We start from the raw sequence: 18771 nt of genomic DNA on the forward strand, positions 1-18771 counted from the left end.
CGGCCTCACGCCGGCTCCGCCTGCCTGCGCATCAGCCCCGCCCCGAGCGCGAGCGCGATTATGACCGCGCCATAAATCTCGGTCGTCAGCCGCAGTCCCAGTTCCGGCACCGCCAGCCCTGCGAGCACCGCAGGCACCCCGAAGGCCGAATATGCCAGTGTGAACAGTGCCGCGAACAGGCCGCCACGCTCATCCGGCGCAGCCAGCGGCGCAAGCGAACGTAACACCCCTGCGAAGCAGGTGCCGAACCCGATCCCGGCGAGAATGACGCTCGCGATATAGAGCGGAAAACTCTCCGTCATCAACGCCGCCAGCGAAAGCAGCGTGCCCAGCACCAACCCGTCCGTGCCCAGAAGCGCAATCCGGCGTGGCGCCAGATTGCGCGTCGCATAGCACGAGGCCGCTCCGGTCGCAGCCAAAAGCGCCACGATCGCGCCCTGCGCCAGCGCTGTGTGAACCTCGAAGACCTGCGCCACGATGGGCGCGCCCAGCGACAGGAACAGCGAGCCGGTCCCCCACCCCGCCACGACGGCAGGCGCGCCCCGCCGGAACGCTGCGCGAATATGCGGCGGGACCGAGACCTGCGGGCGCAGCGAGGCGAGCGTCCCCGCATGGCGCGGCGCGGTCTCCGGCGGCAGCCAGACCAGCAGCGCCAGCACGGCATAGACCAGAGCAAGCCCAAGGAAGGTCACCAAACGCGGCGCGGGCACATAGGCCAGCAATGCCCCACCCGCGAGCGCGCCGAGTGCCAGCCCCGCCAAGGGCGCAACTGCATTCCAGACCGCCGCAAGTCCGGGCCGCGCCGGCGGCTCGTGATCGGTCGAACTCGCGCTCAGCGTCGAGATCAGCAGACCGCTCGCCAATCCTTGCAACACACGCGCCATTAGCAGCGTCGTGGCCGTATCGGCCCGGAGGAATTCGAGCATCCCGACCGCCAGCAGAACGAACCCCACTGAAAGGACGGGCCGCCGCCCGAGGTGGTCGGAGAGCCGCCCGAAGACCAGCAAGGTCACCAGAAGAGCCCCGGCATAGATCGCGAAGATTCCCGTCATCATCGCCGAGGAAAAGCCGATCTGCGCCTGCAGCACCGGGTAGAAGGGCGACGGCGCACTGGCCCCGGCCAGCATCAGCACGAGCCCTGCAAGGGCCAGAACGAAGCCCGCGCGGCTCCGCGTTGGCGGATTTGGAGAGGTGGGGCGCGGGCCGGGACGGGTCTCATCGGTCATCGCTGTCTCCTGATGCGATAGGTTCGAAAATTGTTGAACCTCCACATACTCGACACAGCCGATGGTTCAAGTATTATCGAACCATGAGCACGCCCCCCGAACTTCCTCACCCGCCCGCAGACTCGCTGTCGCTGTCGCAAGTGCTCTTCGCGCTCAGCGATCCGGCGCGGCGCGAAATCGCCCGCAACCTGCGCGAGGGCCCGCTTGAAGCCGCCGCCTGCAGCTCTGCGGGGGCGGGCGTTCCGAAATCTACGAAATCCCATATTCTCAAGGTCTTGCGGGAATCCGGCGTAATACGGAACGAGCCGAATCCGAACGGCCGCGGCCGCCTTCTCACCCTGCGCCGGGACGACCTCGAAGCGCGCTTCCCCGGCCTGATCGACCCGATCCTCGACGCCGATCTACGCGAGGGATGATCACGCCAACGTGTTCCGCGCCCGCGCTTCGCGGCGCCGCCGCACATCTTCCTCTTGGCTAAAATATCCCCGCCGGAGGCTCCCTCCCCCGGCATCCACTCAGGGCTTCGGCAGCTCGAACCCGGCCTCCGCCATGAGCGCATCGGAGCGCGGCTCCACCACCGCTTCGACCGCCGCCAACGTCTGTGGTGCCGAGCCAGCCGCGTCGATCACCGGCAGGAACTCGGTCACCGCCACGCCCGAGCGGATCGGCCAGCCTCGCTTGTTCCAGAACAGCCCGGCATTGGTCGCGGCGGGCACGACCGGCAGCTTCGTGGCCTCCGCCACCACCCCCACGCCCTGCTTGTAACGGCGTTTCTCGCCCGGCGGCACGCGCGTGCCCTCGGGATAGATGATCAGTTGGCCCAGCCCATGCGTCGCACGCGCCTCTTCGACCGCCCCAAGCATCACCTTCATCGCCTCCGACCCCTTGGAGCGATCGATCGGAATGCAGCCCGCCTTGTGCGCGAACCAGCCCATCACCGGCACGTTCAACAGCGCCTTCTTCATCACGAAAGCCCGGCGCGGCAGGTGATTGGCGAGGATAAGGATGTCGAAAAAGCTCTGATGCTTGGCCGCGATGATGCAGTCGCCCTGCGGCGGCGTGCCGCGCAACTCGTAGCGCAAACCCAGATAGACGCGCGCCATCGTCAACAGATGCTGCGTCCAGATCCCGGCCACGCGATGCACCCCGTCCCGCCCCTTTGGCAGCACCTGAAACACAAGGCCCCACGCCCCGATCAGCACCGTCGCGAGCGCAATGTGGACGTAGTAAATTCCGGTCATCAAATGAGTCAGCGGCGTGACCTTTCCGGGTCGGTGCGAAGGATCGGACATCAGCGAAGTCTCCTGAGCATACGCAGCGCGGCGAAACGCGTGGCGGCAAAGGCCACGATCGCGGCGATCGGCGGAATGATCAATGGCCAGAGCCATGCGGCCCCGGAAAAGCCCAAGCCGGTGAGGAAGCCCCCCGCGGCCTCGGTCGAGGGGAGCATCGCCACCGCGAGCATCCCCAACACCGTGCCCGCCACCGCACCGATCAGCCCGCGCGTGGTGAACCGGCGCACGAAGGCCCGCGCGATAAAGGCGTCGCGCGCGCCCACAAGCCGGAGCGTCGCGATCACCTGACCATTCGCGGCCAGCGCGGCCTGCGCGGCCAGCGTGATCATCCCCGCCATCGCGCCGAAGATCAGCAGCAGCGAGAGCAGCCCCAGCGTCCGGATCCGCTGCGCGGCGGCCACCAGCGGGCGCCGCCAGCGGGTATGGTCGTCGAAGATCGCGCCGGGCGCTTCAGCCTGCAGCCGCAGCCGCAGCCCCTCGGCATCGACGCCCGCGCCGGTCTCGGTCACCGCGATCAGCTTCGGCAACGGCAACGCATCCACCGGCAGATCGGGACCGAACCACGGCTTCAGCAGCCCCTTCATCTCGTCATCGCCCAACACCCGCGACGAGGCGACACCCGGCGTCGTCTTCAGCACCTCCTGCACGGCGGCGACCTGCGCATCCATCTGCTCGGGCGGGGCGGAGATGCGGATCGTGGCGGACCGCGCGAGGCTATCCGCCCAGCGATCGGCAAGCCGCCCGGTCGCCAGCGACAGAGCGAGCGCAAAAACCGCCAGAAACGCCATCGCGGCGGCCGTGAACAGGGTCAGCCGCGCGGTAAACCCGGTCGGCGGCACGACACGATCCGGCCCCGTGGTCTCGGATGCGAATGTCAGCATGGTCAGCTTCACAGATCGGCCCCCGCCGTATGCAGATGGCGCTTCGCGATCCGCAGCACCCGCGCCGAGACCTGCGGCTTCGCCTGCCGGATCAGGTTCAGATCGTGGGTCGCGATCACCACCGTCTTGCCCATCTTGTTCAGCTCGACCAGCAAAGACAGCAGCCGCAGCGACATCTCCCAATCGAGGTTCCCCGTCGGCTCGTCCGCAAGGATCACGTCGGGCGACATGATGACGGCCCGCGCCAATGCGACCCGTTGGCGCTCCCCGCCCGACAGCTGCGGCGGGAGCGCATTTGCCTGCCGCTTCAGCCCGACCCACGCCAGCAATTCGCGCAGCTGGGTCATGTCGGGGGTGCGGCGATTGGCCGTCATCGGCAGCGCCACGTTTTCTTCCACCGAGAGGTGATCGAGGAACTGGCAATCCTGGTGCACGACACCGATGCGCTGGCGCAGCCCCGCGATTTCGTCGCGGCTCATCGTGCGCACATCCTTGCCGAACAGAGACAAATGACCCGCCGTCGGCAGCAGTTCCGCGTAGCACAATTTGAGAAATGTGGTCTTCCCCGCGCCCGACGGCCCGGTGAGAAAATGAAATGACCCTGGGGCAAGCGTCAGGGACATATCGCTCAATAGCTCCGCCCCGCTATAGCTCATCGCCACATTTTGCAGCTCGATCACTGCCAGCCCCTCTATTTGGTGCGCGTTTCGCGAATTAAGCGGCCCAAATCATTTGGACATTCCGCCCGCGCTTGCTACAACATAAGACAGTGGTTGGCCAGAACGGCAAAACGCCAACACGGGCAGGGATGGGACAATATGCGGTTGGTTTGCCCCAATTGCGGTGCGCAATACGAAGTGGATGACGCCGTCATCCCAGACGGCGGACGGGATGTGCAATGCTCCAATTGCGGGCATGGCTGGTTCCAGCCGAGCAAGGATATGCTCTCTGCCGACAGCGACCCGACAGGCCCTGCGGTCCCGCCGGCAGGCTGGGATCCGGATCCCGACACCGAAACGGCCTCAGAACCTGAAACCTCCCGAGCCGAGACAGAGGCGCCCGTTGCCTCAAAGGCGACCGAGGAGCCGTCCGAGCCCGCGCCGATGCCGGAGCCCGAACAGCAACCCAGCCACGACACGGCGACCCATCTGCCCGAGCCCGAGCCGGTGGTGACGCAGCAAAGCGACGATGATACCGATGCAGCCGTCGCGGCGATGGTCGCGGCGCCGGAGGTCGAGGAAGATGACGCGGACGAGCCGGGCCTAGGCCCCGCGCCGCGCGTCGGGGCCAAACCGCGCAAACCGCTCGATGACGGGCTCCTGTCGATCCTGCGCGAAGAGGCCGAGCGCGAAGCCGCGCAGCGCCGCGCCGAAGGCTCGAGCGAATTGCAGACGCAAGAGGAGCTGAACCTCGAAGAACGCGAAACCAGCGAAGATGCTGAACGCGCCGCAGAGGCCGCCGCCGCCGATCTGGCGCGCCGTCGCAAACGCGCACAGGATTTTTCCGACCTCCGCGATCCCGACGCCGAGCGCGAAGAAGATCGCGTGGCCGACCTGCTCGGCGAGGACGATGAGGACCTGCAGACGATCCGCGGGCGCGAACGCCTGCCCGATATCGACGAGATCAATTCGACCCTCACCGCGACCTCCGATCGCGAAGGCGACAGCGTCGCCGAATTCTCGCCGGAGATGGCGCGCCGCCGTCGCTCTGGCTTCAGCCGGGGCTTCATCTTCGTGATGGCCGTGACTGCGGTCTTGGCGCTGCTCTATGCTTTCGCGCCGGACATCGCAGCGAAGGTCCCGGCGCTGAAATCGCCGCTGACGCAATATGTCGTCGCGGTGGACGAGGGGCGCATCTGGCTCGACGACCAGCTCCAGATCCTCACCCATCGCCTCTCGCCCGAGACGGCCTCGGACGGCTTCACCGAATAAGTTTTCCTAATATTTCGACGCCGCGCATAAGTTGAACTTATGCGCGCCCGGCATCAGCCCGCATTCGAGAACTGATCGAGCAGCCGCTTGAGGTAATCCAATTCTTCCTCGGGGCGCAGACGATCGGCCGAGCGGCGCCGGATTTCATCGAGCAGGTCCTGCGCCCGGCGATAGACATCCTCGCCGTTGAGCATCTGACGATCCGTGCCGAGCTGGTTGCCCTCGCCCTGCGCCCGGCCCAGCGGATCGCGTGGCATCTCGCGCCCACCGAGTTGTCCAGGTTGGCCCGCCTGCTGATTGCCCTGCTGGCCGGGCTGCTGACCGTCGCGGCGCGCCTGTTCGTTGCGCATCGCCTCGCCCAACGCGCGCATCCCTTCGCGCAACGCCTCGATCGCGTCGGCCTGACGGTCGATCGCCGCCGAATTGTCGCCCTGGCGCAGGGCCTGCTCGGCCTGATCCATCGCGCGCCCGGCGTCGTCGAAACGCTTCTCGGCCTGCTGGCCCGCCTCGTTGCCAAAGCCCGGCAGCAGCCCGCGCTGGCGGTCGAGTTCGCGGCGGAGCGCACGTTGGCGATCCGCGAGGCTCTGGCCGTCCACACCGCCCTGCCCGCCGTTCATGCCGGGCTGGTCGCCCTGCCCCTGACCGTCGCGCTGCGCTTGTCCGTCCTGGCCTTGGCCGGGCTGGTTGCCGGGCTGCTGGCCCTGACCTTGTTGGCCTTGCTCACCCTGCTGGCCTTGTTGCCCCTGCTGACCTTGCTGCTGACCCTGTTGCCCTTGCTGACCTTGCTGGCCCTGCTGACCGTTCTCGGCCTGCTGCTGGCGCTCCTCGGGCGTCATGAACTGGTCCTGCAGGTTGCGGAACGCGTCGTCCGAAAGCTCCTGCTGCTTGCGCAAGGTGTCCTGCATGTCGCGCATCGCCTGACCGCCGGGCATGTCGCCCTGACCGTTCTGGCCCTGCTGGACCTTGAGGTTCTCCATCATCCGCGAGAGCTGATCGAGCAATTCCTGCGCCTCGGCCATCCGGCCTTCCTCCATCAGCTTCTGGATCTGGTCCATCATCTGCTGGATCTGGTCGCCGGTTATGTGCTGGCCCTGCTGCGGCTGCTGCCCAAATTGCGGACCCTGATCCTGCTGTTGCGAGCGTTCGGCGAGCATGCGGATGTAATTGTCGGTGGCCTGTTTCAGCTCCTGCATGAGCTTGGCGATTTCGTCCTTGGAGGCCCCGTTGCGGATCGCTTCGGAAAGCTTCTCCTGCGCCTTCTGCATCGCGGCCAACGCATCGGCCAAGCCGCCATCTTCGACAAGCTCCGCCATCTTCCACAGCGCCTCGGCGATCTCGTCGCGGGCCTCGAGGGACAGGTCGGGATCGTCGAGCCGCCCGATCACGAGGCGGATCATCAGATACACCTCCTCGCGCTTGATGAAGCCCTCGTGCCGGTTCGAGATCGCGCGGAGAAGCTGATCGGCATAGCCGCGGTTGTCGCGCGACCACAGCAGATCGCGGCGCACCTCAATCAGCGCGGCGGCGAGCGGGTCGAAGAAGCGCTTGCCGGGCAGGATGATCTCCTGCGTGCCGGAGGTGCCGGTCTGGCCGCGCCCGTCCTCGACATCGAGCGTAAGCTTCACCGGCAGGTTCGCCCAAGGATGCTTCGCGGCATCCTCGACAAGGCTCTCGGTGAAATCGGCGCGCGAGCCGGAAATCGGCAGCGGAAGATCGTAGATCAGATCGTCGCGCGGCTCGGGCGGGATCTCCAGGCCGTAACGGCGATCGACCTTCGCCAGATCGAGCGAGATCACCGCATGGCCCTTGGTCACGGCGTAGTCGTCCTGCGCGGTGAAGGGCAGGCTCAGCTTACCATCGGCGCGGCGGTCGGGGGTACCGGCCAGCGCGACCGAGGGCGCCTCGTCGGGGCGCACCACCACATTGAAGCGGCGCGCGGCGGGGCCCCTGAACTCCAAAAGCCCGTCGCGAACCGCTTCGAATTCGTGGGTCTCGATGCCGCTGGCGGTCTGCGCCGCACCCTGCTCGGGCAGCGCGGCCGGATTCGAAACGCTCTCGGAGAAGCCGATCGCGCCGGAAGAGCCGTACAGCCGGATCGAGAAGCGGGTGCCCTCGGGCACGATCAGTTCGTCGCCCTCGACCTTGTTCAGATAGAGCCCCGGCTTGCCGGTATAGCGCGGCGGCGCGGCCCAGCCTTCCCAGCTCGGTCCCATCGCGGCCTCGGCAGAGCCTGCAGGCGTCGGCAGCCCCTCGGTCGGATGCAACAGACGCTGCGGCACCCCGAAGATCACCGCGACGACCAAGGCCGTGAGCGCAGTCAAACGCAGCGCATAAGGATCACGGCGGGCGAGATCGGGTTTCGGCCGCGGCGCGCGGGCGGCTTGCGCGGCTTTCGCCATGCGCCGCAGATGCGCCATCCAGAGCGCGCGGGCTGCGGGATCGTTCTGCCCCAGCGCCATTTCGTCGGTCAGCGCGGAAAGTGGGCGGCCCGGCAACGTCGCATCGAGACGCGCGATCGCATCGGTCCGGCGCGGCCAACGCATCCGCCACGCGCCCCAGCCCAAAGCCACGAGCGACGCGATCAGCGCGACCAGCCAGAACCAACGCCCGCCCGGCCCCAGATAGGCGGGCAGCGCGAAGGCGATGGCGGTGGCGATCAGCGCGAGAACGGAGAGAAGCGGCCAGAAGGCGGCCAGCCCTCGCTCGAGGATCATCCCGGCATGGGTCAGCAAAATAGGCCGGGCGAGCGGGGCCAGAGCGGCCTGCCCGTCCTCCTTCGTCGCGGTATCGCGCGAAGCTTTGCTGAACCAGTTCCTGACCGGCATTCTCTCCCTATCCGTTGGCCCTGATTCCCTTCCTACGGATCAGAGCCACTCCGGGATCGTATCGCGGGAGAGCATTTCCTCAAAGCTCGGTCTTGCACGAATGAGAGCGAATTCGCCCCCCCGCACCAGAACCTCGGGGATCAGCGGGCGGGAATTGTATTCCGACGACATGACCGCGCCGTAGGCCCCCGCCGAGCGGAAGGCGACCAGATCGCCCGGGCCCAGCGGTGTCAGGTTGCGCGCCTTGGCGAAGGTGTCGCCGGTCTCGCATACCGGGCCGACGATGTCGTAAGGCGCGGAGTCGGTGCCCGGCTCTGGTTCGAGCACCGGGACAATATCGTGATAGGCGCCATACATCGAGGGCCGCACGAGGTCGTTCATCGCTGCGTCGAGAATGAGGAAATCGCGTCCCTCGCCCTCTTTCAGCCAGATCACCGAGGAGACCAGCAGCCCGGCATTGCCCGAGATCAGGCGGCCCGGTTCGATTTCGATCTCGCAGCCCAGATCGCCCACGGTGCGCTGGATCACCTGCCCGTATTCGATGGGCAGCGGCGGCGCGGAGTTAGAGCGCTCATAGGGAATGCCCAAGCCGCCACCGAGGTCCAGCCGACGGATATCATGGCCATCCGCGCGCAACGTCTCGGTCAGTTCGCGGACCTTCAGAAAAGCCGCCTCGAACGGCTCCAGATCGGTCAGCTGCGAGCCGATATGCACATCGATGCCGACGACATCGATGCCCGGCAGCTTCGCAGCCTCGGCATAGACCGCGCGCGCCTTGGCGATCGGGATGCCGAACTTGTTCTCGGATTTCCCGGTCGCGATCTTCTCATGGGTCTTCGCGTCGACATCCGGGTTCACCCGCAGCGCGATCGGCGCGGTCACGCCCATCGACGCGGCAATCTCGGAAATCGCCAGTAGCTCCGGCTCGGATTCGACATTGAACTGGCGGATGCCGTTTTCGAGAACGTAGGCGATCTCCTCGCGGGTCTTGCCCACGCCCGAGAACACCACCCGCTCGCCCGGCACGCCAGCCGCCCGCGCACGGCGATATTCACCGCCCGAAACCACGTCCATCCCCGCGCCGAGATCGCCCAGCACCTTCAGTACGGCGAGGTTCGAGTTCGACTTGATCGCGAAGCAGATCAGGTGTTCGGTCCAGCCAAGCGCCTCTTCGAACAGCTTGAAATGCCTCTCCAGCGTGGCGGTCGAATAGACGTAGAACGGCGTGCCCACGGCCGCCGCAATCTCGGGGATCGGCACATCCTCTGCATGAAGGACGCCGTCGCGATAAAGGAAATGATCCATGAGAGGTCTCGATTACTGGGCCGAAGCCTGCTGGGATTGCGCGCTGTCCGCCTCGGACGGAGGAACGGGCGGGCCGTCGACACCGCAGGCAGCGAGCGAAAGAAGAAGCGTCAGGGCGAGGGTCAGGGTCTTGGTCATGGAGTCACCGACAGGGTCATGATGCCGACACGCGCCGTCGCGGCGGGATAGACTTTGATGCCGTCACGATTGATGCCGACATGCGTATGCAAGGCCGGGTCGGCGGCGCAGCCGCCAAGAAGGCCGATCAGCACGAAAGGGACCGCGAAGTTCATCCAAGCAGTTCCTTCCAGCGGGCGACCTGCGCGCGCACCTGATCGGGCGCGGTGCCCCCGTAAGACTGACGCGAGGCGACCGAGTTGTGAACCCCGAGCACGTCGAACACGCTCTCGGTGATCGCCGGGTTGACCGATTGCATCTGCTCGAGGCTCAGATCGGGCAGATCGCAGCCCTGCTCCTCGGCCATCGCGACGAGCGAACCGGTGACATGGTGAGCGTCACGGAACGGTAGCCCCGCCTCGCGCACCAGCCAGTCGGCCAGATCAGTCGCGGTGGAGAACCCGCCCGAGGCCGCGGCCTCCAGCTTGTCGGCATTGACGGTCATGTCGCCGATCATCCCGGCCATCGCGGCGAGCGCGAGCATCAGGTTGTCGGCGGCGTCGAAGACCTGTTCCTTGTCTTCCTGCATATCCTTGGAATAGGCGAGCGGCAGCCCTTTCATCACGGTGAACAGCGCGACCGACGCCCCGAGAATGCGTCCGATTTTGGCGCGGATCAGTTCTGCCGCGTCCGGGTTGCGTTTCTGCGGCATGATCGACGAGCCCGTCGACCACTTGTCCGACATCGCGACGAAACGAAACTGCGCGGAGGACCAGATCACCAGTTCTTCGGCAAGGCGCGACATGTGCACCGCGCAAATCGCAGAGGCCGACAGGAACTCCAGCGCGAAATCGCGATCCGACACCGCGTCGAGCGAATTCGCCATCGGCCGATCGAAACCGAGCGCCTCGGCCGTGGCATGACGGTCGATCGGGAAACCTGTGCCAGCAAGCGCCGCCGCCCCTAGAGGAGATTCGTTCATCCGTTTGCGCGCATCAATGAACCGGGATTTGTCGCGCGCGAACATCTCGACATAGGCCATCATGTGGTGGCCGAAAGTCACCGGCTGCGCGGTCTGCAGATGGGTGAAGCCGGGCATGACCCAATCGGCGCCTTCCTCGGCCCGGGTCAGCGCGGCGCGGATCAGCGTGTCGAGACCCGAGATCGCGGCGTCGCATTGTTTGCGCACCCAGAGGCGGAAATCGGTCGCGACCTGATCGTTGCGCGACCGCGCCGTGTGCAGCCGCCCCGCCGGTTCGCCAATGACCTCTTTCAGCCGCGCCTCGACATTCATGTGGATGTCTTCGAGCGCGGTAGAGAACGGAAAGCCGCCCGCTTCGATCTCGGACAAGACGGTGAGCAAACCTTCCCCGATCGCCTCGGCATCCTTGTCGCTGATGATGCCCTGCGCGGCGAGCATCGCGGCGTGGGCCCGGCTGCCGCGGATATCCTGCGCGTAGAGCCGCTGATCATACCCGATCGAGGCGTTGATCGCCTCCATGATCGCATCAGGCCCCGCGGCGAAACGCCCGCCCCACATCGCGTTGGAGGACTTGTTCTCGTCGTTCTGATCGGTCATGGTCGAAGGCCCTTGCTAGGAGGCTATATGTTACGGTTTCTCGTCCTTTATACGGCGCTGGCGCTGGGTGCAAATGTTGCGCAGGCTGCGGATCTCGATGCGGTTAAATCGGGGCAGATGGAATCCCTCGTTACCTATGACGAACCGCTGCCGCTGCCGCCCTTCACGGTGACCGATGAAAGCGGCGACGAGCATTCGATGAAAGATTTCGAAGGCAAGGTTGTGCTGATCAATTTCTGGGCGACGTGGTGTCCGCCCTGCCGCGAGGAGATGCCTTCGCTGAATGCGCTGCAAAAAGAGTTCGGCGAAGATGGGTTTCAGGTTATGACGATCGCCACGGGCGGATCGAACTCGCCCGAGAAAGTCGCCGCCTTCTTCGACAAGGAAGGCATAGACGTCTTGCCCCGTTTCCACGACGACGCCAATTTCGCCGCCCGCGCGATGGGGGTGCTGGGCCTGCCGGTTTCGGTCCTGGTCGACAAGAACGGCCACGAGGTTGCACGAATGATCGGCGGGGCGGAATGGGATTCGCCCGAGGCGAAGAAGGTCATTCAGGCATTGATCGACGAGGATTGAGGCGCGATGACGCCGTGACGCGTGTGGTTTAAGGCGAACCGCTGCGCCATCGCGGTATTCTCGTAGATGCTGTGCTGCGCATTTATACAGTACTTCGCATATACTGTACTTCGCATTCCACCTCACATGGCGCATGCGTTCGGACACCCGATGGCGCCCCGTGGGCTCCGCGCTTCGCGAAACCTCGCGTATTTTCTTTGAGCGATGTGGCACTGCTAGTGCCACATCGCTCTGGACGCTTCATGGCCGTGATGGCACAGCCATAAGCCCTGAGACACGCTCATGCCGCGGTTCTTTCGGCTCGGAGGTAGCGCCCTAGCCAATGCTCGATCTCTTCGGATAGAGAAAGGATAGCCTCGAGCCGTCCCTTGATGTCGTCATGGAAGCTGTCGAGCTGGTCTATTGTGGCCGCGAGCCCACCGTTGGTATCCCGCATGCGGCCGCACTCGACCCGCCCGAGAACCCGGATCGTGTCGAGCCCGAGCAACTGGCGACGAAGATCTCGACTTTGGTCCATCATATCGTCAGCGAGTTCTGCCGCTTGGCGCATCGCGGCATTCGCATCGGCAGTGCCCCTGACGACGAGAGACTGAAGCAATGTGCGCTCCTCGTCTCGGGTATGACCTTCGCGAGGTTGGCTAGGCTGCGCCTCTTCGCCCATGAAATTTTCGCTCATCTCGTTGAGGACACGAGCGCATCCTAGTTGGAACACGGCGCGCGCAACCTGGTAGGCCATCTGGCCACAAAGATTGTCGCGGCCGGCGACGAATTTGCGCAGCCGTTCCGATATAACGGCAGACGAGGCTTTGTAATTTTCCGAGATTGCGGACACAGGCCCCCCGGATGGTTCCAACCGCGAAGCGACAATCCGCATATTGTTGGGCACGGATTGCAGCGCCTCGAAACTGCGCAAAAGTCCGAATTGTTCCTTCGTTAGCCGTCCCATCGCGGTGTTCAACTCGGCCAGCATCCGCGTATTCTCATCGGCAGTTCGACCGAGGCGGCGATCCCGTTCGGTCAGTTCAAGCGCCAGGGCATAGGCCATGAAGGCCGTGTAGTTGGAGTAGCCGCCACGCTCTGCGAAATCGCGCAGCAGGCCCGCGCTCTCCCCCGGGTCGAGGGCCTCTGCCCGCTCGCGCGCAGAGAGCTCGCGATAGAATGAATGAATCCGATCGGAGAGGTCGCTCGTCGGCTTCAGCCGGACGGAAACATAACCGCTCTCGATCGGCATGACGACCGCGAACACCCAGTACCAACCGCCACCTTTCGCCCTGTTTTTCACATAGGCGCCCATGGGATAGCCCTCTTTGATCGCATCCCACAGCACCCGGAACACCGCGCGCGGCGTATCGGGGTGGCGCACGATCTTATGCGGGGCACCGATCATCTCGGACCACTCGAAGCCCGCGGTGCGGCGAAAAATTTCGTTACCCGATTGGATCACACCGCGCGTGTCGGTGCGCGAGTAGAACAATTCTTCCAGCGCGAAAGGCACCTCGCTGGTGCCGCGCATTTCCGGCTGCCCCATTGTCGTTATCGCCCATTCTGTTCCATCAGGACTCACCCTAGGCAACCGGCGGTTACGAACGGCTTAACGCTGCAGAAGAATTTTTTGTTAACCACGAGTCCGATGCCTTTCCCCCTCTTTACCGCTTCTTAGGCGCTTGCGGGGATGCTTGTTGCGAAGGTGAAGGAGGGGCACATGACGATTCGAAACGCGAAAGCCATGCCCGTGCATCGTGACGAAGACAGCCCACTGAGCTTCGCGGCTGCGGAGCAAAGACGACAGTCGATTGCCATGGTGCACGCGGCGATCGATAGGCACGACGTCATGCTGGCCTTTCAACCCGTAATCCAAACCTGTCGTCCCGACCGTCCTGCCTTCTATGAAGGGCTGATCCGTGTGCTCGACGACCGCGGGCGGATTATCCCGGCCAAAGATTTCATGGACGCGATCGAACGCACGGAGGTCGGGCGAAAGCTCGACTGCCTCTCGCTCGAACTCGGTTTAAAGGCGCTTCTCGGGCAACCGAATCTGCGCCTTTCGGTCAACATGTCGGCGCGCTCTATCGGCTACGCGCCCTGGACCAAGGTGCTTAATCGCTGCCTCGCAATCGATGAAACGGTCGCCGATCGCCTCATACTCGAAATTACCGAAAGCTCGGCCATGGAAATGCCTGAGCTGGTCAGCATCTTCATGGAGGACCTGCAGGCCCGAGGTGTCAGTTTCGCGCTCGACGATTTCGGGGCGGGCTACACCTCCTTCCGCTACCTTAGGGATTTCTACTTCGACATCATCAAGGTCGACGGTCAGTTCATTCGCGGCATCTCCCACGATCCGGACAATCAGGCGTTGACGAAATCGCTGCTCGATGTAGCGCGCCATTTTGAGATGTTCACGATCGCCGAAGCGGTCGAGTCGCTGGAGGATGCCGAATATCTGGCGAGCCTCGGCATCGATTGCATGCAGGGCTATTACTTTGGCGCGCCGACGATCCACCCTCCGTGGAGCCAGACGCCCGAGCCGCAGAGGAGGCGCGCATGACCCCGGCGAAAGCGCAATAAACTTGCGCTAACAATTTCCCGAGCGACGGGATTAAGCTTGACCTCTCGCCTCCATCCGCCATGCTGCGCAGCAGCAGAACGGACGCGCTTTCGCGCCCGCTTAAGTGATGAGGAGGATCCCATGACCAATGTCGTCATCGTCTCGGCCGCGCGCACGCCCGTCGGCTCGTTTTTGGGCGCGTTCGCCAATACGCCCGCACATGACCTCGGCGCCGCCGTGATCGAGGCCGTCGTCGCCCGCGCCGGGATCGAGAAGTCCGATGTGTCCGAAACGATCCTCGGTCAGGTGCTGACCGCGGGCCAAGGCCAGAACCCCGCCCGCCAAGCCCATATCAACGCGGGCCTTCCGATCGAAAGCGCCGCCTGGTCCATCAACCAGGTCTGCGGCTCGGGCCTGCGCACCGTTGCGCTCGGCGCCCAGCATATCATGTGCGGCGATGCCGATATCGTCGTAGCCGGCGGTCAGGAAAGCATGTCGCTCAGCCCCCATGTCGCGCATCTGCGCGCGGGCCAGAAGATGGGCGACATGAAGATGATCGACTCGATGATCAAGGACGGGCTGTGGGACGCGTTCAACGGCTACCACATGGGCCAGACCGCCGAGAATGTCGCGACCCAGTGGCAGATTTCGCGCGAGCAGCAGGACGAATTCGCGCTCGCCTCGCAGAACAAGGCGGAAGCCGCGCAGAAGGCGGGTAAGTTCGCCGACGAGATCGCACCCTTCACCGTGAAGACGCGCAAGGGCGACATCGTCGTGGATCAGGATGAATATATCCGCCACGGCGCGACCATCGAGAACATGCAGAAGCTGCGCCCCGCCTTCACCAAGGACGGCTCGGTGACCGCGGGCAACGCGAGCGGCATCAACGACGGCGCGGCAGCAGTGCTGTTGATGTCGGAAGAAGAGGCCGAGAAGCGCGGCCTCACGCCGCTGGCCCGCATCGCCTCCTACGCGACCGCCGGCCTCGACCCGTCGATCATGGGCTGCGGTCCGATCCCCTCCTCTCGCAAAGCGCTGGAAAAAGCGGGCTGGAAAGCCTCCGATCTCGACCTGATCGAGGCAAACGAAGCCTTCGCGGCGCAGGCTTGCGCCGTGAACAAGGATATGGGCTGGGATGTCAGCAAGGTGAACGTCAACGGCGGCGCCATCGCCATCGGCCACCCGATCGGCGCAAGCGGCGCGCGAATCCTCAACACCCTGCTCTTCGAGATGAAGCGCCAAGGCGCGAAAAAAGGCCTCGCCACGCTCTGCATCGGCGGCGGCATGGGCGTCGCAATGTGTATTGAAGGCCTCTAACGGCAAAAAAATGCTGCATCTGCAAAAAGAGCGCGCAACTTTGTTGCGCGCTCTTGTCATTTTCGGTAACAGCGTTTCAAGGGGTAATCCATTGGAGGAGGAATCATGTCGAGAGTTGCATTGGTCACCGGCGGATCGCGCGGCATTGGCGCGGCGATCTCGAAGGCGCTTCAGGCGGCGGGCTACACGGTCGTCGCGAACTATGCCGGCAATGACGAGGCTGCGGCCAAGTTCACCGAGGAAACGGGGATCAAGACCTACAAGTGGTCGGTCGCCGATTACGACGCCTGCGCGGCGGGCATCGAGCAGATCGAATCCGAAGTCGGCCCGATCGACGTTTTGATCAACAACGCCGGCATCACGCGTGACGCGCCCTTCCACAAGATGACCCGCGAGCAGTGGAGCGAGGTGATCGACACCAACCTCAGCGGCATCTTCAACATGACTCATCCGCTCTGGACGAAGATGCGCGAGCGCAAGTTTGGCCGCGTCGTGAACATCTCCTCGATCAACGGCCAGAAGGGCCAGTTCGCGCAGGCGAACTACTCGGCAGCGAAGGCGGGCGATCTGGGTTTCACCAAAGCTCTGGCGCAGGAAGGCGCCCGCGCGGGCATCACGGTGAACGCGATCTGCCCCGGCTATATCGCAACCGAAATGGTCATGGCGGTGCCGGAGAAGGTGCGTGAGTCGATCATCGGCCAGATCCCGGTCGGGCGTCTGGGCGAGCCCGAAGAGATCGCGCGCTGCGTGGTCTTCCTCGTCTCCGACGATGCGGGCTTCATCACCGGCTCGACGATCACCGCGAATGGCGGTCAGTATTTCATCTGATTTCGCCTCTTGGCATTCTCGACGGGGGCCCGCATTTTGCGGGCCTCTTTGTTTTGGCGGGGGCAGGATGACGCGCGGCAAGGCCACTTCGATCGGGTTCACGGCAGTGTTGCTGTGGGCGCTTCTGGCGCTGTTCACCGTGGGATCGGATCCGGTGCCGCCCCTGATGCTGAACGCGCTGTGCTTCGCCCTTGGCGGCGCGGTGGGCATAATCTGGCTGTTCGCGACCGGCGCGCTAGGGCAACTGCGGCATGTCTCGTGGAAGGTCTATCTCGCCGGAACCGCGGGGCTTTTCGGATATCATTTCCTGTATTTCTCGGCGCTACGTCTCGCGCCTCCGGCCGAGGCCGGGCTAATTGCCTATCTCTGGCCGTTGCTGATCGTGCTGTTTTCCGGGCTGCTGCCCGGCGAGCGGCTGACCCTTTGGCATGTCGCGGGCGCGGTACTGGCCTTCGGGGGCGCCGCGCTGATCCTGGGAGGCGGGATCTCCGCCGATCCGGAGGCGCTGCCCGGCTATGGGCTGGCGCTGATTTGCGCGCTGACATGGTCGAGCTATTCGCTGCTGTCGCGGCGCTTCGGCGCGGTGCCGACGGCGGCGGTCGCGGTCTATTGTCTGGCGAGCGCAACGCTGTCCGCCGTCGCCCATCTGGCGCTGGAGCCAACGATCTGGCCACAAAGCGCGGTCGGCTGGGCCTCGGTGATCGGCTTGGGACTGGGGCCCGTCGGGCTCGCTTTCTACACATGGGATCTTGGCGTGAAGCGCGGCGATATTCAGCTGCTAGGCACGGCCTCCTATGCGGCACCGCTGGTCTCGACGCTGGTGCTGGTCGCCGTAGGGATCGCGAGCGCGCGCCCGACCCTGCTGATTGCGGCAGCGATGATCGCCGGGGGCGCGGGGCTGGCGGCGCTTGGCGGTCGGGGTCGGCGCGCCTCGCCCCCTCCGCCGGACATGACCGGGCAAGAGATACCGCGGAAAGGTTCGGCCTGAGTCGGCGCCCTCTCGAACGGCCCCGTTATAATGACACGGGCCGCCCAAAGGACGGCCCGGTTAAACTCGTGGGAGGGCCCTCAGGCCGTTTCGAGGCGGCGGATTTCCTCTTTCAGCCGAAGTTTTTGCCTTTTCATCTGAGCGATTTCAAGATCGTCGACGCCGGGTCTGCGCGCAGCGCGCTCTACCTCCATCGACAGAGCCTCATGTTTCTTGCGAAGTTCGGTGATATGCGAACCAAGCGACATGGCAGTCTCCTCTCCAGTTGTCAGCCCGTCGATTGCAGCACAGCTTTTGAGTCGTGTCACGGAAATGTCGTATAGTGACGGGGCATCTCCATCATTTTCGCGAAATCTTGCGAAAGCACTAACGAGGAATAGGCAATTTTTGACCTTCGCGCAGAATTTCGCGCGCAATATCCGTCAAATCCTCCGCATCGTGTGAATGCATCGGCGCCGCGTGCAAGATCAGCGGCGCGAGAAGCTGCAGCGGCGTTCGCACCCCCTTCCGCGCCGTCACGATCACCCGCCGCGCCGGGCGCCCCACCCGCGGCGCGATCGGCAGGACGGTGATCGCGCCCGCGCGCCCCTGGAGCCCCGCCAGAAGGTCTGCCAGCCGGTCGGCCTGCTGGATGAGCGTGATCCGCCCCTCGGGCTTGAGACGCCGCAACCCCGCGTCGAGCCATGCGCTGATCGGCGTCGCCTCCCGCTGCGCGCGCTCGCGACCGGGATCGGCGGCGGGTGTCCCGTCTTCGGGGCTGAAATAGGGCGGATTGGCGATGACATGATCGAAACTGCGCGCCCGCAATTCGGCGGGCATCTGCGCCAGATCGCCTTCGATCACCTCGAGCGCGATCCCGTTATCCGCCGCGTTGCACCGGGCGAGATCGGCATAGGCGGGCTGCAGTTCCAGCCCGCTTTGCGCAAGCCCCGGCACCCGCCAGCCAAGACACAGGCTCGCCACCCCTGCCCCGCAGCCGAGCTCCAGGACCGACTGGCCGGCCTGCGCCGGACAGGCCGCCGCCAGCAGGACCGGATCCATCGCGGCGCGGTAGCCCGCGCGCGGCTGGGCGATCCGCAACCGCCCGCCGAGAAAGCCATCGACTGTCAGATCTTCGGGCGCGAACCGATCCATGCGCTCAATCCGATTTTATCTCGTTATCGCGCAGCACCGCCTGCGCCATGAACATGTCGCTGTCGCGCACCATCAGGCGGCGCGGGAGAATCCCAAGCGAGCCTTCCAGCACGCTCGTATGGACGTCGAGTTGAAACGTGCTTATACCCTCGCCCTCGAGAAGGGCGGTCGCCATGGCCAGTTTCACCGGGTCCGTGCTGCGCAGTAGCTCTTTCATATCCCTC

The 18771-nt window shown here is 64.8% G+C and carries 20 protein-coding genes; 7 read left to right on the forward strand and 13 right to left on the reverse strand.

All coding sequences use genetic code 11. The features are described 5' to 3' along the window. Positions 1–5: 5 nt before the first annotated feature. A complete protein-coding gene (locus B6V76_RS10370; protein WP_088727373.1) occupies positions 6–1226 on the reverse strand; it encodes an MFS transporter in 1221 nt (406 codons plus the stop codon). Positions 1227–1309: 83 nt separating this feature from the next. Here B6V76_RS10370 and B6V76_RS10375 point away from each other — a divergent pair, with 83 nt between their 5' ends. Further along, on the forward strand, positions 1310–1642 hold the full coding sequence (locus B6V76_RS10375; protein WP_075773971.1) for a helix-turn-helix transcriptional regulator: 333 nt from the start codon (positions 1310–1312) through the stop codon (positions 1640–1642). A 99-nt stretch (positions 1643–1741) separates the two neighbouring features. Here B6V76_RS10375 and B6V76_RS10380 read toward each other — a convergent pair whose 3' ends face one another. Genes B6V76_RS10380 through B6V76_RS10390 form a run of 3 tightly spaced genes read right to left on the reverse strand, consistent with a single transcriptional unit; the run spans position 1742 to position 4082 of the window. Next, positions 1742–2518, reverse strand: a complete 777-nt coding sequence (locus B6V76_RS10380) for a lysophospholipid acyltransferase family protein (RefSeq protein ID WP_240497838.1) — start codon at positions 2516–2518, stop codon at positions 1742–1744. Next, the gene (locus B6V76_RS10385; protein ID WP_088727468.1) at positions 2518–3402 is read right to left on the reverse strand and encodes an FtsX-like permease family protein; all 885 of its coding nucleotides are present in this window, start codon (positions 3400–3402) and stop codon (positions 2518–2520) included. The genes B6V76_RS10380 and B6V76_RS10385 overlap by 1 nt, the downstream gene beginning before the upstream one ends. 8 nt (positions 3403–3410) lie before the next feature. Then, entirely contained in the window at positions 3411–4082 is a 672-nt protein-coding gene (locus B6V76_RS10390) for an ATP-binding cassette domain-containing protein (protein ID WP_088727374.1), read from the reverse strand. A gap of 138 nt (positions 4083–4220) precedes the next feature. On the opposite strand from B6V76_RS10390, the gene B6V76_RS10395 reads away from it, so the two are divergent. Further along, on the forward strand, positions 4221–5333 hold the full coding sequence (locus tag B6V76_RS10395) for a zinc-ribbon domain-containing protein (RefSeq protein ID WP_088727375.1): 1113 nt from the start codon (positions 4221–4223) through the stop codon (positions 5331–5333). A gap of 53 nt (positions 5334–5386) precedes the next feature. Here B6V76_RS10395 and B6V76_RS10400 read toward each other — a convergent pair whose 3' ends face one another. Genes B6V76_RS10400 through argH form a run of 5 tightly spaced genes read right to left on the reverse strand, consistent with a single transcriptional unit; the run spans position 5387 to position 11159 of the window. Further along, positions 5387–8158, reverse strand: a complete 2772-nt coding sequence (locus B6V76_RS10400) for a DUF4175 domain-containing protein (RefSeq protein ID WP_240497839.1) — start codon at positions 8156–8158, stop codon at positions 5387–5389. A 39-nt stretch (positions 8159–8197) separates the two neighbouring features. Then, positions 8198–9463 (reverse strand): diaminopimelate decarboxylase, encoded by a 1266-nt coding sequence (gene lysA, locus B6V76_RS10405; RefSeq protein WP_088719544.1) that lies wholly within the window; start codon positions 9461–9463, stop codon positions 8198–8200. Between the two features lie 12 nt (positions 9464–9475). Beyond that, on the reverse strand, positions 9476–9601 hold the full coding sequence (locus B6V76_RS20255) for a hypothetical protein (protein WP_255415012.1): 126 nt from the start codon (positions 9599–9601) through the stop codon (positions 9476–9478). Then, positions 9598–9756, reverse strand: coding sequence for a hypothetical protein (locus B6V76_RS19935; protein ID WP_157771608.1), 159 nt, complete (start codon positions 9754–9756; stop codon positions 9598–9600). Before B6V76_RS19935 ends, B6V76_RS20255 begins: the two co-directional genes overlap by 4 nt. Next, positions 9753–11159, reverse strand: a complete 1407-nt coding sequence (gene argH, locus B6V76_RS10410; protein WP_088727376.1) for an argininosuccinate lyase — start codon at positions 11157–11159, stop codon at positions 9753–9755. Before argH ends, B6V76_RS19935 begins: the two co-directional genes overlap by 4 nt. 27 nt (positions 11160–11186) lie before the next feature. Between argH and B6V76_RS10415 the strand changes: the two genes are divergently transcribed. Next, complete coding sequence (locus tag B6V76_RS10415; protein WP_088727377.1) at positions 11187–11735, forward strand: TlpA disulfide reductase family protein; 549 nt, start codon at positions 11187–11189, stop codon at positions 11733–11735. A 280-nt stretch (positions 11736–12015) separates the two neighbouring features. On the opposite strand, the gene B6V76_RS10420 is transcribed toward B6V76_RS10415, so the two are convergent. Beyond that, on the reverse strand, positions 12016–13263 hold the full coding sequence (locus B6V76_RS10420) for a PAS domain-containing protein (RefSeq protein ID WP_075773963.1): 1248 nt from the start codon (positions 13261–13263) through the stop codon (positions 12016–12018). A gap of 198 nt (positions 13264–13461) precedes the next feature. On the opposite strand from B6V76_RS10420, the gene B6V76_RS10425 reads away from it, so the two are divergent. From B6V76_RS10425 to B6V76_RS10440, 4 genes are all read left to right on the forward strand, one after another. After that, positions 13462–14280 (forward strand): EAL domain-containing protein, encoded by an 819-nt coding sequence (locus B6V76_RS10425; protein WP_088727470.1) that lies wholly within the window; start codon positions 13462–13464, stop codon positions 14278–14280. A gap of 141 nt (positions 14281–14421) precedes the next feature. Continuing rightward, on the forward strand, positions 14422–15597 hold the full coding sequence (locus B6V76_RS10430; RefSeq protein WP_075773962.1) for an acetyl-CoA C-acetyltransferase: 1176 nt from the start codon (positions 14422–14424) through the stop codon (positions 15595–15597). Positions 15598–15702: 105 nt separating this feature from the next. Then, entirely contained in the window at positions 15703–16425 is a 723-nt protein-coding gene (locus tag B6V76_RS10435) for a beta-ketoacyl-ACP reductase (RefSeq protein WP_075773961.1), read from the forward strand. Between the two features lie 67 nt (positions 16426–16492). Further along, positions 16493–17413: an EamA family transporter gene (locus B6V76_RS10440; protein ID WP_088727378.1), complete on the forward strand. Its 921-nt coding sequence runs from the start codon at positions 16493–16495 to the stop codon at positions 17411–17413. Positions 17414–17493: 80 nt separating this feature from the next. Here the strand turns inward: B6V76_RS10440 and B6V76_RS10445 are convergent, their stop codons facing one another. The 3 genes from B6V76_RS10445 to B6V76_RS10455 all read right to left on the reverse strand — a co-directional run bounded on the left by B6V76_RS10445 (position 17494) and on the right by B6V76_RS10455 (position 18764). Beyond that, positions 17494–17661 (reverse strand): DUF465 domain-containing protein, encoded by a 168-nt coding sequence (locus B6V76_RS10445; RefSeq protein WP_075773960.1) that lies wholly within the window; start codon positions 17659–17661, stop codon positions 17494–17496. 118 nt (positions 17662–17779) lie between these two features. Continuing rightward, the gene (locus B6V76_RS10450; RefSeq protein ID WP_088727379.1) at positions 17780–18547 is read right to left on the reverse strand and encodes a methyltransferase; all 768 of its coding nucleotides are present in this window, start codon (positions 18545–18547) and stop codon (positions 17780–17782) included. Between the two features lie 4 nt (positions 18548–18551). Then, the gene (locus B6V76_RS10455; protein WP_075773958.1) at positions 18552–18764 is read right to left on the reverse strand and encodes a DUF2007 domain-containing protein; all 213 of its coding nucleotides are present in this window, start codon (positions 18762–18764) and stop codon (positions 18552–18554) included. Positions 18765–18771 lie beyond the last annotated feature (7 nt).

The sequence above is a fragment of the Thioclava sp. IC9 genome (assembly GCF_002213225.1).
GTDB classification, from domain to species: Bacteria; Pseudomonadota; Alphaproteobacteria; order Rhodobacterales; family Rhodobacteraceae; genus Thioclava; species Thioclava nitratireducens.

Coding starts and splice junctions, on each gene's coding strand:
- B6V76_RS10370 (WP_088727373.1), bottom strand. CDS start 1,226: ATGACCGATGAGACCCGTCCCGGCCCGCGCCCCACCTCTCCAAATCCG.
- B6V76_RS10375 (WP_075773971.1), top strand. CDS start 1,310: ATGAGCACGCCCCCCGAACTTCCTCACCCGCCCGCAGACTCGCTGTCG.
- B6V76_RS10380 (WP_240497838.1), bottom strand. CDS start 2,518: ATGTCCGATCCTTCGCACCGACCCGGAAAGGTCACGCCGCTGACTCAT.
- B6V76_RS10385 (WP_088727468.1), bottom strand. CDS start 3,402: ATGCTGACATTCGCATCCGAGACCACGGGGCCGGATCGTGTCGTGCCG.
- B6V76_RS10395 (WP_088727375.1), top strand. CDS start 4,221: ATGCGGTTGGTTTGCCCCAATTGCGGTGCGCAATACGAAGTGGATGAC.
- B6V76_RS10400 (WP_240497839.1), bottom strand. CDS start 8,158: ATGCCGGTCAGGAACTGGTTCAGCAAAGCTTCGCGCGATACCGCGACG.
- lysA (WP_088719544.1), bottom strand. CDS start 9,463: ATGGATCATTTCCTTTATCGCGACGGCGTCCTTCATGCAGAGGATGTG.
- B6V76_RS20255 (WP_255415012.1), bottom strand. CDS start 9,601: ATGACCAAGACCCTGACCCTCGCCCTGACGCTTCTTCTTTCGCTCGCT.
- B6V76_RS19935 (WP_157771608.1), bottom strand. CDS start 9,756: ATGAACTTCGCGGTCCCTTTCGTGCTGATCGGCCTTCTTGGCGGCTGC.
- argH (WP_088727376.1), bottom strand. CDS start 11,159: ATGACCGATCAGAACGACGAGAACAAGTCCTCCAACGCGATGTGGGGC.
- B6V76_RS10415 (WP_088727377.1), top strand. CDS start 11,187: ATGTTACGGTTTCTCGTCCTTTATACGGCGCTGGCGCTGGGTGCAAAT.
- B6V76_RS10420 (WP_075773963.1), bottom strand. CDS start 13,263: ATGGGGCAGCCGGAAATGCGCGGCACCAGCGAGGTGCCTTTCGCGCTG.
- B6V76_RS10425 (WP_088727470.1), top strand. CDS start 13,462: ATGCCCGTGCATCGTGACGAAGACAGCCCACTGAGCTTCGCGGCTGCG.
- B6V76_RS10430 (WP_075773962.1), top strand. CDS start 14,422: ATGACCAATGTCGTCATCGTCTCGGCCGCGCGCACGCCCGTCGGCTCG.
- B6V76_RS10435 (WP_075773961.1), top strand. CDS start 15,703: ATGTCGAGAGTTGCATTGGTCACCGGCGGATCGCGCGGCATTGGCGCG.
- B6V76_RS10440 (WP_088727378.1), top strand. CDS start 16,493: ATGACGCGCGGCAAGGCCACTTCGATCGGGTTCACGGCAGTGTTGCTG.
- B6V76_RS10445 (WP_075773960.1), bottom strand. CDS start 17,661: ATGTCGCTTGGTTCGCATATCACCGAACTTCGCAAGAAACATGAGGCT.
- B6V76_RS10450 (WP_088727379.1), bottom strand. CDS start 18,547: ATGGATCGGTTCGCGCCCGAAGATCTGACAGTCGATGGCTTTCTCGGC.
- B6V76_RS10455 (WP_075773958.1), bottom strand. CDS start 18,764: ATGAAAGAGCTACTGCGCAGCACGGACCCGGTGAAACTGGCCATGGCG.